Here is a 13,874-nt window from a genome sequence, read left to right on the forward strand (position 1 = left end):
GGGGGGGGGGGGCCCCCCGCCGCCACGCCGTCGGCGACGAGCTGCTGCACCCGCCGGGCCGCGAAGGTCGTGTTGTCGCGGTAGACCGCGGCGGCCGGGGCGTAGGCCGCGAGGTCCTCGCGGAAGGCGGCGGAGGCGGGCCGCAGCTCGTCGGACACGGCCCCGAGGTATGCCGTGAGCCGCTGGGCCGCGTCGGCGCACTCGGCGACCCGCGCCTCGACGCGGTCCGCGGCGCGGCGGAAGTAGTGGCGGACCGCCGAGACGACGATCTGCTCCTTGCTCGGGGCGAGGAGGTAGAGCGTGGACTTCGAGCAGCGCAGCCGGGCCGCGAGGTCGGCCACGGAGGCGTGCGCGAACCCCTCGGCGAGGAAGAGGTCGACGAGCTCCTCGAGCACCTCGGTCCGGCGCTCGTCGGCGCGCAGCCGTCCCGTCGTCGTCACGCGACCGACCGTACCAGAGTACTGAATACGGTACTCTGGTACTCATGTCAGTACTGAGCGCATCATGACGGTCGCCCGACGCCTGCCCAGCGAGGAGGCCGGAGAGCTCATCGCCCTCGTCCGCGACCTCGCCCGGGCCGAGCTGCAGCCGCGGGCGGCACACGCCGAGGAGCATGCCGAGTTCCCCCGCGACCTGTTCCGCCTCCTCGGGCGCTCCGGCCTTCTCGGGCTGCCCTACCCGGAGGAGCTCGGCGGGGGCGGCCAGCCCTACGAGGTCTACCTCCAGGTGCTCGAGGAGCTCGGCGCGGCCTGGAGCAGCGTCGCCGTCGGCGTGTCCGTCCACTCCCTCAGCTGCTTCCCGCTCGCGACGTACGGCACCCCCGAGCAGCAGCGCCGCTGGCTGCCGGCTCTGCTCGGCGGCGAGCTGCTCGGCGCCTACTGCCTCTCCGAGCCGCACGCCGGCTCCGACCCGGCCGCGATGCGGACCCGCGCGACCCGGCACGGCGACGCATACGTCATCAACGGCACGAAGGCCTGGACGACCCACGGCGGCCAAGCCGACTTCTACACCGTCATGGCCCGGACCGGCGAGGGGCGGGGCGGCATCTCCTGCTTCTTCGTCCCGGCGGACACACCGGGCCTCACGGCCGACGCCCCGGAGCACAAGATGGGGCTCATGGGGAGCACGACGGCGACGATGGTCCTCTCCGACGTCCGCGTGCCCGCCGACCACCGGGTCGGGGCCGAGGGCGAGGGTCTGAGGATCGCCCTCGCCGCCCTCGACGCGGGCCGGCTCGGCATCGCGGCCGTCGCGACCGGCCTCGCCCAGGCGGCCCTCGACACCGCCGTCGCATATGCCAAGGAGCGGGAGACCTTCGGCGCGCCCATCATCGAGCACGAGGGACTCGCCTTCCTCCTCGCCGACATGGCCGCCGCCGTCGCGTCCGCCCGGGCGACCTACCTCGCCGCCGCGCGCGTGAGGGACGACGGCCTGCCCTACGTGACCGACGCCGCCATCGCCAAGCTCGTCGCGACGGACAACGCGATGCGGGTGACGACCGATGCGGTCCAGGTCCTCGGCGGCAACGGGTACACACGCGACTTCCCCGTCGAACGGTACATGCGCGAGGCGAAGGTCATGCAGATCTTCGAGGGCACGAACCAGATCCAGCGGATGGTCATCGGCCGCGCGCTCGCCCGCTCCCGCTGACGGGGCGGCGCCAGCGAGGTGGCGCCAGGCTCCGTCGCGCCGAGCGGTCGGACGGAGAAGTTGCGACCGGACGGAGATGTTGCTCCGTCCGCGCGCAACTTCTCCGTCCGCTCGGGACCCGTTCGGCCCGGTGGACCCGTCGGATCAGGCGAGGCGGGCGACCGCGGCCGCGACGGCGTCCGCGACGCCGGGCGCGAAGACGCTCGGGATGATCGCCTCGGCCGTCGGCTCCGGCACGAGCGCCGCGATGGCCCGGGCCGCCGCGAGCTTCATCTCCTCCGAGATCGCCGTCGCCCCCGAGTCGAGGGCCCCGCGGAAGATGCCGGGGAAGGCGAGGACGTTGTTGATCTGGTTCGGGAAGTCCGATCGCCCCGTCGCGACGACCGCGGCGTAACGGACCGCGACGGTGGGGTGCACCTCGGGGTCGGGGTTGGCGAGCGCGAAGATGATCGCGCCGGGTGCCATCCGCGCGAGGACGTCCTCGGGCACCGTGCCGCCGGACACTCCGACGAAGACGTCGGCGCCGTCCATCGCGTCGGCGAGGCTCCCGGAGAGGTTGCGCGGGTTCGTCGTCGCGGCGAGGGCCACCTTGTGCGGCGTGAGGTCGTGACGCAACGGGCTGACGATCCCCCGGGAGTCGACGACGACGACATCGCGAACCCCGCCCTGCTGCAGCAGCTTCGCGACGGCTGCCCCGGCCGCGCCGGCACCACTGACGACGACGCGCAGGGTGGAGAGCTCACGGCCCACGACCCGGGCCGCGTTGAGCAGCCCGGCGAGGACGACGATGGCCGTCCCGTGCTGGTCGTCGTGGAAGACGGGGATGTCGAGGCGCTCCTTGAGGCGCTCCTCGATCTCGAAGCAGCGCGGCGCCGAGATGTCCTCGAGGTTGATCGCACCGTAGGTCGGCGCGATCCGCGCGATCGTGTCGACGAGCTCGTCGGCAGAGCCGGTCTCGAGGCACACGGGGACCGCGTCGATCCCTCCGAAGTGCTTGAAGAGCACCGCCTTGCCCTCCATGACGGGCAAGGCGGCCAGCGGCCCGATGTCGCCGAGGCCGAGGACGGCCGTCCCGTCGCTCACGACGGCGACCATCCTCCCCCGAGTCGTGTAGCGCCCGGCGAGCGATCCGTCCCTCGCGACGGCACGGCATACGTCGGCGACCCCCGGGGTGTAGAGGAGCGAGAGGTCGTCCGCGCCGCGCAGCGGCTTGGTCGCCGTCATCGTGAGCTTGCCGCCCTCGTGGGCGACGAAGACCGGGTCGGTGGGGTCGATGGGGGGGTATGCCGGATCAGCCGGGGCCGCGGACATGGGAGGACACCTCGAGAGGGAAGAGTGGGAGCGGGCGTGTCGCGCGCCGACCGCTGCGAGGCCACGGGTGGGGCCGAGGATCGGTGCGCCGGGGGTTGCCCGGGCACCCGATCATGATGACACACGCGGACCGTCCGGCCGAGGCCGGGCGACGCGGGCAACATGTTGCGTCAACGTGACACTCACCGAAACATCCTGCTGGCAGGATGCAGGGCAGAAACCCGGGAGGGCAAGCACGCCGGCCCGGGCGCCCCGGCCGGAAAGGAACCACCCCCGCATGCTGCGCACCCGAACCCTCGCGGTCGCCCTCGTCGCCACCTCCGCCCTCGCCCTGACCGCCTGCGGCTCCAACAGTCTCGAGGGCTCCTCCTCCGACACGTCCTCGGCCGCGTCGTCCATCGCCACGCCGACGGTCGACTCGGCGCTCGCCGCGAAGCTGCCGGCGAAGATCAAGAGCGCGGGCAAGATCGTCGTCGGCACCGACTCGACCTACCAGCCCAACGAGTACCTCGACACCGACGGCAAGACGATCATCGGCATGGACGTCGACCTCTTCAACGCCGTCATGGCGAAGTTCGGCGTGAAGGTGGACTGGCGGACGGCGAGCTTCGAGTCCATCATCCTCGGCGTCAACTCGGGCAAGTACGACGCCGGCGTCTCCTCCTTTACGATCAACAAGGACCGTCTCACCCAGGCGACGATGGTGAGCTATTTCAAGGCCGGCACGCAGTGGGTCACCCAGAAGGGCAACCCGAAGAAGGTCGACCCGGACAACGCGTGCGGCCTGTCCGTCGCGGCTCAGAAGGGCACGGTCCAGCAGGACGACCTCACCGCCCGGAGCAAGAAGTGCACCGATGGAGGCAAGAAGGCCATCAACGTCCTCATCGATGCCGACCAGGCCAAGGTCACCGCGATGGTCCAGTCCGGCAAGGCGGACGCCATGGCGGTCGACCTGCCCCCCGCCGTCGCGGCCGTGCAGCTGACCAACGGGGCGCTCGAGCTGCTCGGCGAGCAGTACGACTCCGCCCCCTACGGCTTCGTCCTGCCGAAGAAGGGCTCCGACGAGTTCGCCCAGGCCATCGTGGACGCCCTGAAGGCGCTCGAGGCCGACGGCACGTACAAGCAGATCCTCACCAAGTGGAAGGTCGACGGCGGCGCGATCAGCGACTTCGCCGTCAACCCCGACGTCTCCAGCTGACATGAGCGCCACGACATCGGCCCGGCCGGACGAGACCCTCCGGCCGGGTCGCATCGACGCCAAGCCCGTCCGGCACCCGTGGCGGTGGGTGGCCGTCGCGGTCATCGCCGTCGTCGTCGCCATGATGGTGAGCTCCTTCCTCACCAACCCCCGCTGGGACTTCTCCTACGCGTTCCAGATCATGCAGCAGACCCCCGTGATCAGGGGCCTGTGGATCGGCACGATCGGCGGCACCATCGGGTCGATGATCCTCGGCGTCGTCCTCGGCGTCGTGCTGGCCGTCATGAGGCTGTCGGACAACCCGGTCCTGCGGTTCGTGGCCTTCGTCTACACCTGGTTCTTCCGCGCCATCCCCCGGTACGTCCTGCTCGGCCTCATCGGCGTCGGCATCGGCTTCCTCTACAGCCGGCTCACCATCGGCGTCCCGTTCGGCGAGCAGATCGCCACCGCGGTGGGGATCGACCGGGACACCTTCACCTTCTTCGGGCTCGACTGGAACGCCTTCTCGAGCACGATCTGGGCCGGCATCCTCGGCCTCGGGCTCTCCGAGGCGGCATACATGGCCGAGATCGCCCGGGCCGGGATCCAGTCCGTCGACCGGGGCCAGACCGAGGCGGCCCAGGCCCTCGGGATGCCGCCGGGCAAGACGATGCGCCGGATCGTCCTCCCCCAGGCGATGCGCGTCATCGTCCCCCCGACGGGCAACGAGACGATCGCCATGGTCAAGGACACCTCGCTGCTCATCGCCATCCCGATCACCAACGAGCTGTTCTTCCAGGCCTACGGCTTCGGGCAGCGCAGCTTCAAGATCATGCCGGGCTTCGTCGCCGCCACGCTGTGGTACCTCATCGTCTGCAGCATCCTCATGGTCGGGCAGCACTACCTCGAGCGCTACTTCGGCCGCGGGTTCGGCGCGCCGAGCAAGAAGGCCCAGCAGCAGCTGTCGAAGATCGAGGCGGACCACTGATGACGACCGCGACCAGACCGGCGGAGGCACCCCTCGTCCACGCCGTCAACGTCATGAAGTCCTTCCACGGCAACGAGGTCCTCAAGGGCATCGACCTCGACGTGCGTCGTGGCGAGGTCGTCGTCCTCCTCGGGCCGAGCGGCTCGGGCAAGACGACGTTCCTGCGCTGCATCAACCAGCTCGAGACGATCGACGGCGGCCGGATCTGGGTCGACGGGGATCTCATGGGGTATGCCGACAAGGGCGGCCAGCTCTACCGGCTCACCGACAAGCAGATCGCGGCCCAGCGCCGCGACATCGGCATGTGCTTCCAGCGGTTCAACCTCTTCCCCCACAAGACGGCGCTGGAGAACGTCATGGAGGCGCCGGTCCAGGTCAAGGGGGTCAAGAAGAAGGACGCCCGCAAGCGCGGCATCGAGTTGCTCGAGCGGGTCGGGCTCGGTGACAAGCCGGCCGCCTATCCCGCCCAGCTGAGCGGAGGGCAGCAGCAGCGCGTCGCGATCGCCCGGGCGCTCGCGATGGACCCCAAGCTCATGCTCTTCGACGAGCCGACGTCCGCCCTCGACCCCGAGCTCGTCGGCGAGGTCCTCGCCGTCATGCGCGAGCTGGCGGCCTCCGGCATGACGATGATCGTCGTCACCCACGAGATGGGCTTCGCCCGTGACGTCGCCGACGAGGTCGTCTTCATGGACGGCGGAGTCGTCGTCGAGCAGGGCCCGCCGTCGGAGGTCATCGGCAATCCTCGCCACCCGCGGACGAAGGACTTCCTGCGCCGGATGCGGGCCGAGGAGGAGGAGCAGGCCGAGGCCGTCGCCGCGGCCCTCAGCGTCGTCCAGGCCAACATCGCCGGGACGGGCGACGAGGCGGGGGACGCGAAGGCGACGGATCCCGCCGCGCCGGCCGACGCCACGCCCGCGACGACGCCCTCGGAGCCGCCCGCCGAGCGCTCCGGAGACTGACGCCGGCGGTGCCCCGTCCTGGCCTGGTCCTGGTCGTCGGACGGTCGATGGAGCCGACCCTCCACGACGGCGACGTCCTCCTCGTCCTGCGGGGTGCGCGACCTCGGATCGGCCGGATGGCCGTCGTCGCGCTGCCCCCGGACGAGCACGGCATACCTCGTCCGCTCGCCGTCAAACGCATCGCCCGGACCGATCCCTCCGACGCCACCCGCTACTGGGTGGAGCGGGACAACCCGGCCGAAGGGGTCGACTCGTGGCTCGTCGGGTCGCTGCCCCGCGAGGCCGTGCGCGCCGTCGTCCTCGCCCGTCTCCCGCGTCGGCTGACCTCCGCTTTCCGGCCCCGGTGACGGGTTGTAGGTTGGAAACACTGGCGATCACCACTGCGAAGGGATCCACACACATGCGCCTCGCACGACTCTTCCACCTCGACACGGTCAGCGCGCACTGCGACCTCCCGTGCGGCGTCTACGACCCGGCCCAGGCCCGCATCGAGGCCGAGTCGATCAAGATGATCTGCAAGAAGGCCGCCGACAGCGACGACCCCGACTTCCACACCCGCGCGCTCATCATCAAGGAGCAGCGCTCGGAGCTCGTCAAGCACCACCTGTGGGTGCTGTGGACCGACTACTTCAAGCCACCGCACTTCGAGAAGTACCCGCAGCTGCACACGCTCGTCAACGAGGCGACCAAGCTCGCCGGAGCGAGCGGCACGAAGGGCAGCCTCGACGAGTCGGTCGCCGACGAGCTGCTCGCCAAGATCGACGAGATCGCCGCGATCTTCAAGGAGACCAAGGCGGGCTGACCCTCCGCTTCGCCTCCTTCCGAGCGCGCCCCGCCGATCCGGTCGGCCGGGGCGCGCTTGGCTGCCGGCCCGGTCGGCGGCCGCCGATCGGCGCCCGTGCCGAGTCGATGTCGTCCCGGACGGATTCGGGAGCATCTACTCGGCGCGTGCGGGAATGCGAACGGCCGACCGGGGTCGCGGGTCACCGAGTGCAGGTCACGGAATGGTGATCGTTGCGTTGCCACTGGGGCAAGTGGGGCTGGTGGGGGTACCTTGAAGGGCGGCGGTCGCATCGTCGCGGCCGCGGTCAGCCCCTCGAGGAGGATCCCTATGAGCGCGGAGCGACAGTCCGGCGCAGGAGTCGACCACGACACCATCCCCCCAGCCAACACCACCCTCCTGATCGTCGCCGGCGTCCTGCTCGCGCTGCCGATCGTCGCCCTCATGTGGGTCGCGTCGTACAGCCGGGTGGACCCGAAGCTCGGAGCGTTCCCCTTCTTCATCTGGTACCAGTTCGTCTGGGTCTTCCTCTGCTCGGGCCTGACCTACACCGCCTACCGGCTCGTCCTCAAGGCCCGGCCACACCGGCCGATGACCGACGAGACGACGGAGGGGGGCCGTCGATGAACGCGATCACCACGGCCGTCCCGGCCGCCGACGACCACACCGGCGTCAACGGCACGGCGCTCGCCGTCCTCATCATCCTCTTCGCCGCCGTCACCCTCATGGGCTTCTACGCGTCCCGCTGGCGCCGCCCGACGAGCATGGAGTCCCTCGACGAATGGGGCCTCGGCGGTCGCTCGTTCGGCACGTGGATCACGTGGTTCCTCCTCGGCGGCGACCTCTACACGGCCTACACGTTCGTCGCCGTCCCCGCCGCGATGTTCAGCGCCGGCGCCGTAAGCGGCTTCTTCGCCGTGCCGTACACGATCGTCCTCTACCCGATCATCTTCGTCTTCATGGGCCGGCTGTGGTCGGTGAGCCACCGGCACGGGTATGTCACGACGGCCGACTACGTCCGCGGCCGGTTCGACAGCCGCACGCTCTCGCTGGCCGTCGCGGTGACCGGGTTCATCGCGACGATGCCCTACATCGCCCTCCAGCTCGTCGGCATCCAGGCGGTCCTCGAGGTGGCCGGCCTCGGTGGCGGCAACAACTGGCTCGCCAAGGACGCGCCCCTGTTCATCGCCTTCGCGCTCCTCGCGGCCTACACCTACTCCAGCGGCCTGCGAGCGCCCGCCGTCATCGCGTTCGTCAAGGACACGCTTATCTACCTCGTCATCATCGTCGCGATCATCTACCTGCCCCACAAGGTCGGTGGTTGGGAGCACATCTTCGGGGCCGCCGAGCACAAGATGGCGACGCCGAACCCGATCGACGGCAAGCCGACCGGTGCCTTCGTCCCGCCGGCGAGCCAACACTGGGCGTATGCGACGCTCGGGCTCGGCTCGGCCCTCGCCCTGTTCATGTACCCCCACTCGATCACGGCGAGCCTGTCCGCCGACGACCGGAACACGGTGCGGCGCAACGCATCCATCCTTCCCGCATACAGCTTCGTCCTCGGCCTCCTCGCTCTCCTCGGCTGGGTGGCCATCGCCGCCGGCACCAAGCCGATCGGGCTCGACGGCAAGCCGAACGCCCAGCTGGTCATCCCCCAGCTGTTCGAGGACTCCTTCCCGTCGTGGTTCACCGGCGTCGCCTTCGCCGCCATCGCGATCGGCGCCCTCGTGCCGGCGGCGATCATGTCGATCGCGGCGGCGAACACGTTCACCCGCAACATCTACAAGGAGTGGCTCAAGCCGCATGCGACGGTCGCCGAGGAGGCGAAGGTCTCCAAGCTGGCCTCCCTCGTCGTCAAGGCGTTCGCCCTCGTCTTCGTCCTCACCCTCGACAAGCAGAACGCCATCAACTTCCAGCTCCTCGGCGGGATCTGGATCCTGCAGACCTTCCCGGCCATCGTCTTCAGCCTCTACACCAAGTGGTTCCACCGGTGGGCGCTGCTCGCCGGCTGGGCGGTCGGCATGGTCTACGGCACGGTCGCGGCCTACAACGTGGCGAACCCGCGGGGAGGCATCCACCACTTCGGCGGGTCGCTCGCCCAGATGCCCGTCATCGGCGAGCTCGGCTACATCGCGATGACGGCCTTCGTCATCAACGTCCTCGTCGCCGTCGTCATCACGGTCATCCTCAATGCCGCGAAGGTGAGCAACGGCTCCGACGAGACGATCAAGGGCGACTACTTCGCCGTGGCCGGTGACCCGCGGGTCAAGCCGCTGCCCGAGCCGCTCTCGGAGTCCACCCCCAGTCCCTGAGGCTCGGGCTCGTCGCACCGCCTGCGCAGCGGCCTTCAGGACGAGGCTTCGGGCGCGCCTCCTGTGTGGTTGCGGCGTCAGGTGCTGGCCAGCCGCCGGGTGAGGACCCGGTGGAGGGCGTCGACGACGGCGGGGTCGTACTCGTAGCCGAGCCCCAGATGGATGCGCTCGAGGGCGGCGTCGTGGCCCTGGGGACCGCCTCCCGCCGCCTCGGTGAGGTCGTCGTAGGCGTTGACGACCTTGATGATCCGGGAGGCCATGGGGAGCTCCTCGCCGAACTCACGGACCTGACGGTACGGCGTCGTCTGCCGCTCGATGACATGGGCGACGTCGTCGAGGACGCCGGTGCGCCGGACGATGAGTGCGCCGTCGTCGGCGATGCGGCGCTGGTCGGCCGGGGCGGCGAGGACCGTCGCTCCCCCGGGGATCGCGACCCGGAGCGCGATCTGGCCGAGGTCGTGGAGCAACGCGGCATACTCGAGCTCGTCGAGCTCGCGTTGCGCGAGCCCCAGCTCGCGGCCCACGTCGACCGACGTCTGGGCGACGCGGCGGGCATGCCCCGAGGGGGTGTAGCCGGTGACGTCGGTGAGCCGCGAGAGGGTGGCGATCGTCTCGCGGTAGGTCCGTCGCGTGCCCTCCTCGCGCCGCACCGCGAACTGGGCGAGCAGCAGCGGCGTGAGACACAGCGGCACGGCCCACGCGTGGATGACCGGCTCGACGAGCGCGACGAGCGGTCCGGTCGCGAGGACCGACAGCGCGAGTCCGCCACCGCCGGTCACCGCATCGCGGAGCACGACCCGCAGGGGGATGTGGAAGGCGGACGCTCGCAGCCAGGAGCGTACGGTCATCTCGACGATGACGCCGACCGCCGAGGCCAGGACGAGAACGACGGCGATGAGCCCCTTGCTGACATCAGAGGCCATCGACCAGGTGAAGATCGAGGTCGGCCCGACATGGACGAGGTAGGCGGTCGCGGCCACGCTGAGCAGCCGGGCGACGAGGTCCGGGGACGGGAGACGCGGCCCGAAGGCTGCGCGCAGCAGCGCGGCGACAGCCAGAGCGACTCCCACGACGAGGATGACGTCCGCGCTGCGGATGGCGTCCTCGCCGTCATGGATGGGCGCCAGCGCGAGGGCCAGCCCGGCGCCGACACTGATCGGCGCTGCCGAACGCTCGTCGGACGTCGTCCGGCGCATCTCGCCGAAGACGATGGCGGCCGCGCAGAGCACCACGACGGGGTTCGACACCACCCATCGCTGCGGTCCGTCGAGGAGGACGCGGACGAGCGCCACCGCGACGCAGATCGCCGCGAGCACCGTCGCGATGCCGAGCGGCTCCCTCAGGCGCCTCACGGGGACACCGCCGCGCCCATGCCGCGACCGGAGGGAAACCCGTGGTGACGACGCCCGTTCGCGCCGTCACCCGAACCCCGGACGGGAGGGTCGTCGAGGGCCACCGCGCTCCCGGTGCGGGCGAGCCGCGTGACGGGGATGACGACGGGGTCGGCGGCGTGCCGCGCGATCGCGCGGCCGAGCGCCGCGACGACGGCCGGGTCGAAGGCCGAGCCGGCGAGATCCCGCAGCACCGCCATCGCCGCCGCCGGCTCGAGGGCGTGACGATCGGTCCGTGGGGTGAGCAGCGAGGCGTAGGCGCCGGCGACGGCGACGATCCGCGCGATCGGCGGGATCTGGTCGCCTGCGAGCTTGGAGGGGTACCCCGTGCCGTCGACGCGCTCGCCGTGATGGACGATGCCGACGAGGGCGCGGTCGAGGAAGGAGATCCCGCGGAGCATGCCCGCCGCCTCGGCGAGATGCCCGTGGACGAGTCGCTCCTCCTCCGGGGTGAGGACCCGGCCCGGGTCGAGGAGCGGCACGGGCACCGCGAGGAGACCCACGTCGTGGAGCATCCCCGCCGTCCGGGCCGCCTCGACGTCGCGGGTGGGGAGGGCGAGCTCCTCGGCCACCCACTCCGACAGCTCGGCGACGAGCGCGCTCTGCCCGATGGAGGCGGGGCTCTTCGTCTCGATCGCGGCGACGAGCGCACCGAGGGTGCGGTTGTGGGCGGTCAGCTCGGCGCCGTACTGGCCGAGGCCCCACTGCGCCGCAACCAGGGGACCGATGACCAGGACGATGCTGAGCGCGCCGACTCCAGCGGGAAGCCACAGGAGGACGAGAAGCAGGGCGATGACGCCGTAGGAAACGTAGGCGGCCCCCACAGACGAGAGCATCATCGTCACCTGCGCGCGGAAGGGTGCGCCCCGTGACAGGCTCTGGATCGCCGCGAGGAAACAGACGTTGAGGACGAGATGGACGACATCGGCCGCCATCAGCGGCACCCCAACGTGAAGGAGAATATCCGCGGAACCCGACGTCTCTGCGGGATCCAGGCCACCGGCACCGATGTAGGCGACTCCGCTGATGGCACCACACGCGCCGAGGCTGCCGATATTGAAGATCATGGCGACGCGAGGTAGGGACCTCAGCCGCGACACGTAGGCGAACCCACCCACGACCGCGGCCCCCACCGGACCCACCATGGCGACCGACGCCAGGACGATGACGCTATGGATGTTGAGGCTGATGTTCCCCGCGATCTTGTTCCGTGGCGCGGCCTGGCTCACGGCTGCAAGCACGAGAAGGACGACAAAGGCGTCCGGGTGCTGCGGAACAACCCCTCCGCGAGACCACCACGTAAGTGCGCAGACGGCAAGCGCAATCAGCCAAGTGGCCGCGATGAGCCACTTGACACCTGATGCGGTACGCGGCCGTTGACCGCGCGTCGGCGAAGTGGTCGTTAGCCTTCCCAGGTCAGACTGCTATTGGTCGAGACGACGCCGAGGCCTCCACTGGGATCGGCGACGGTGACCTGCTTGACGGACTTGACGGGCTTGGCGTGGTGGGTGGCAGCGTTGGCGGAGCCGGGGGCGAGGAGCCCGGCGGCGACGCCGATGGCGACGACGGCAAGAGCCTTGGACCACTTGGTCATTGATGTTCCTCTCAGTTCCGGCCGATGGTCGACATAGGGTCGATCATTGGGGCGGGCCGGTGGCGTAATTGTGCCACGTCAGAGGCCTCCTGAGCACACTGCCGGCGGATATCACCCGAGTCGTGTGAGACACTCCTGTCGTCATGCGACGTGGGTCCCGACCCGTCGCACCCCGGACCGAGGAGCACGACATGAGCAAGCGCGCACGCAAGCGCCGCTCACGCAAGGGAAACGCAGCCAACCACGGCCGTAAGCCCAACGCCTGAGCCGACGACGGCATACGACGGTCCCTCATCCGCCCGGACGGGGGACCGTCGCATATGTGTGAGAAACGCCCTAGTCCGTGTACTCGATCCTCAGGGTCGTGAGGCGCTGGACGATCGCGGTCCGGAGGGCGACGGGAGCCTGCTCCTGGCGGCACGAGCGCTTGAGGAGCGCCTTGACGGCCGCCTCGATGTCGTGCTGCTCCATGCACGGCGCGCACTCGGCGAGATGCCGGGCGATCGTCGCCGTGTCCTCGGGCGTCATCTCCCCGTCGAGGTACTCGTAGAGCCGATGGAGTGTCTGGGAGCAGTCCGGTCCGCTCATCTCCGGTCCTCCGATCCGGCGTCGACCCGCACGCCCCGGTCCCGCGCGTAGTCGGTGAGCAGCTCGCGCAGCTGCCGGCGACCACGGTGGAGCCGCGACATGACCGTGCCGATCGGCGTCTGCATGATCTCGGCGATCTCCTTGTAGGCGAACCCCTCGACATCGGCGAGGTAGACCGCCATCCGGAACTCCTCCGGCAGCTCCTGGAGGGCGCGCTTGACCTCGCTGTCGGGCAGGTGGTCCAACGCCTCGGCCTCGGCCGACTTCAGACCCGTCGACTGGTGCGACTCCGCACGGTGGAGCTGGTAGTCCTCGATGTCCGCCGCGTCGGACTGCTGCGGCTCACGCTGCCGCTTGCGGTAGGTGTTGATGTAGGAGTTGGTGAGGATCCGGTACATCCACGCCTTGAGGTTGGTCCCCGGGCGGTACTGGTGGAAGGCCGCGTAGGCCTTGGCATACGTCTCCTGGACGAGATCCTCGGCGTCGGCGGGGTTGCGGGTCGTCCGCAGGGCGGCGGAGTAGAGCTGGTCGAGGAGCGGCATCGCCTCGCGCTCGAAGCGCTCGCGGCGCTCCTGCTCGGTCTCGGTCGCGACATCGACGGTGTCATCGGGGGCCACTGGGTCGCTCATCGCACTCCACCCTAACGGGGTGTCTGCGCGATGGGGGGCCGGGAGGACGAGCACGGCTTCTCCTCGTGGGGGGCAACGTCGCTCACGACAACACCCCGCGGGTCCGCTGTCATTCCCGAACCGGTCGGCCGACCCTCTCCGACAGGAAGTCGAGGACGGCGGCGACGACGGCCGTCGGCCTCCTCGTGAACCCGTGACCGCCCGCGACCTCGACGAGGATGGCGGGGTCCGGGAGGGCGGCCCGGACCTCCGTCGGGGTTCCGAAGGCGTCGGTCGCGCCCTGGACGACGCGGAGGGGTATGCCGTGCCCCGCCGGCACGATGAGCTCGTCGGCCCGGGAGCGGGCCGGGTTCCCCGGGGGATGGAGGGGGAAGGCGAGGCAGAGGACGCCGTCGGCGCCGAGGTCCGGTGCCGTGCGGCAGGCCACCCTCGCCCCGTTGCTCCGTCCGCCGAGGACGAGGGGTCCGGGCAGCCGGGACCGGCCGCTCCGGAGG

At 70.5% G+C, this 13,874-nt stretch carries 16 protein-coding genes and 1 pseudogene; 9 read left to right on the plus strand and 8 right to left on the minus strand.

Annotated features, from left to right (window positions below; translation table 11 throughout):
• The coding region (locus tag BN12_RS08555; protein WP_157635688.1) for a TetR/AcrR family transcriptional regulator at positions 1-440 on the minus strand (440 nt) is incomplete at its 3' end.
• A 64-nt stretch (positions 441-504) separates the two neighbouring features.
• Between BN12_RS08555 and BN12_RS08560 the strand changes: the two genes are divergently transcribed.
• Positions 505-1,650, plus strand: coding sequence for an acyl-CoA dehydrogenase family protein (locus BN12_RS08560; protein WP_048551691.1), 1,146 nt, complete (start codon positions 505-507; stop codon positions 1,648-1,650).
• 144 nt (positions 1,651-1,794) lie between these two features.
• Here BN12_RS08560 and BN12_RS08565 read toward each other — a convergent pair whose 3' ends face one another.
• Complete coding sequence (locus BN12_RS08565) at positions 1,795-2,961, minus strand: NAD(P)-dependent malic enzyme (protein WP_048551692.1); 1,167 nt, start codon at positions 2,959-2,961, stop codon at positions 1,795-1,797.
• 277 nt (positions 2,962-3,238) lie between these two features.
• Here BN12_RS08565 and BN12_RS08570 point away from each other — a divergent pair, with 277 nt between their 5' ends.
• From BN12_RS08570 to mctP, 7 genes and pseudogenes are all read left to right on the plus strand, one after another.
• Positions 3,239-4,159, plus strand: a complete 921-nt coding sequence (locus BN12_RS08570; RefSeq protein WP_048551697.1) for an ABC transporter substrate-binding protein — start codon at positions 3,239-3,241, stop codon at positions 4,157-4,159.
• 1 nt (position 4,160) lies between these two features.
• Positions 4,161-5,126, plus strand: coding sequence for an amino acid ABC transporter permease (locus tag BN12_RS08575; RefSeq protein ID WP_048551698.1), 966 nt, complete (start codon positions 4,161-4,163; stop codon positions 5,124-5,126).
• A pseudogene (locus BN12_RS08580) lies at positions 5,126-5,905 on the plus strand (amino acid ABC transporter ATP-binding protein); the annotation flags it as partial. The gene BN12_RS08575 and the pseudogene BN12_RS08580, both read left to right, overlap by 1 nt.
• A 188-nt stretch (positions 5,906-6,093) precedes the next feature.
• Entirely contained in the window at positions 6,094-6,432 is a 339-nt protein-coding gene (locus BN12_RS08585) for a S26 family signal peptidase (RefSeq protein WP_053079984.1), read from the plus strand.
• A gap of 53 nt (positions 6,433-6,485) precedes the next feature.
• Positions 6,486-6,887 carry a superoxide dismutase, Ni gene (gene sodN, locus BN12_RS08590; RefSeq protein ID WP_048551699.1) on the plus strand — a complete coding sequence of 134 codons (402 nt, stop codon included), beginning with the start codon at positions 6,486-6,488 and terminating at the stop codon, positions 6,885-6,887.
• A 309-nt stretch (positions 6,888-7,196) separates the two neighbouring features.
• On the plus strand, positions 7,197-7,493 hold the full coding sequence (locus BN12_RS08595) for a DUF3311 domain-containing protein (RefSeq protein ID WP_083454513.1): 297 nt from the start codon (positions 7,197-7,199) through the stop codon (positions 7,491-7,493).
• A complete protein-coding gene (mctP, locus tag BN12_RS08600; protein ID WP_048551701.1) occupies positions 7,490-9,178 on the plus strand; it encodes a monocarboxylate uptake permease MctP in 1,689 nt (562 codons plus the stop codon). The genes BN12_RS08595 and mctP overlap by 4 nt, the downstream gene beginning before the upstream one ends.
• Positions 9,179-9,255: 77 nt before the next feature.
• Here the strand turns inward: mctP and BN12_RS08605 are convergent, their stop codons facing one another.
• The 3 genes from BN12_RS08605 to BN12_RS08615 form a co-directional block, all read right to left on the minus strand.
• Entirely contained in the window at positions 9,256-10,530 is a 1,275-nt protein-coding gene (locus BN12_RS08605; protein ID WP_048551702.1) for an HD-GYP domain-containing protein, read from the minus strand.
• Complete coding sequence (locus BN12_RS08610) at positions 10,527-11,798, minus strand: HD-GYP domain-containing protein (protein WP_048551704.1); 1,272 nt, start codon at positions 11,796-11,798, stop codon at positions 10,527-10,529. Before BN12_RS08610 ends, BN12_RS08605 begins: the two co-directional genes overlap by 4 nt.
• Before the next feature lie 173 nt (positions 11,799-11,971).
• The gene (locus BN12_RS08615) at positions 11,972-12,163 is read right to left on the minus strand and encodes a hypothetical protein (RefSeq protein ID WP_048551706.1); all 192 of its coding nucleotides are present in this window, start codon (positions 12,161-12,163) and stop codon (positions 11,972-11,974) included.
• Positions 12,164-12,354: 191 nt separating this feature from the next.
• Between BN12_RS08615 and BN12_RS26675 the strand changes: the two genes are divergently transcribed.
• Positions 12,355-12,429 carry a 50S ribosomal protein bL37 gene (locus BN12_RS26675; protein WP_369791897.1) on the plus strand — a complete coding sequence of 25 codons (75 nt, stop codon included), beginning with the start codon at positions 12,355-12,357 and terminating at the stop codon, positions 12,427-12,429.
• 70 nt (positions 12,430-12,499) lie between these two features.
• Here BN12_RS26675 and rsrA read toward each other — a convergent pair whose 3' ends face one another.
• The 3 genes from rsrA to BN12_RS08630 all read right to left on the minus strand — a co-directional run.
• Complete coding sequence (gene rsrA / locus BN12_RS08620; protein ID WP_048551708.1) at positions 12,500-12,751, minus strand: mycothiol system anti-sigma-R factor; 252 nt, start codon at positions 12,749-12,751, stop codon at positions 12,500-12,502.
• Positions 12,748-13,380 carry a sigma-70 family RNA polymerase sigma factor gene (locus BN12_RS08625; protein ID WP_048551711.1) on the minus strand — a complete coding sequence of 211 codons (633 nt, stop codon included), beginning with the start codon at positions 13,378-13,380 and terminating at the stop codon, positions 12,748-12,750. Before BN12_RS08625 ends, rsrA begins: the two co-directional genes overlap by 4 nt.
• Positions 13,381-13,489: 109 nt before the next feature.
• The coding region (locus tag BN12_RS08630; RefSeq protein WP_327152644.1) for an alpha/beta family hydrolase at positions 13,490-13,874 on the minus strand (385 nt) is incomplete at its 5' end.

This window comes from Nostocoides japonicum T1-X7 (assembly GCF_001046855.1).
GTDB lineage: Bacteria > Actinomycetota > Actinomycetes > Actinomycetales > Dermatophilaceae > Nostocoides > Nostocoides japonicum.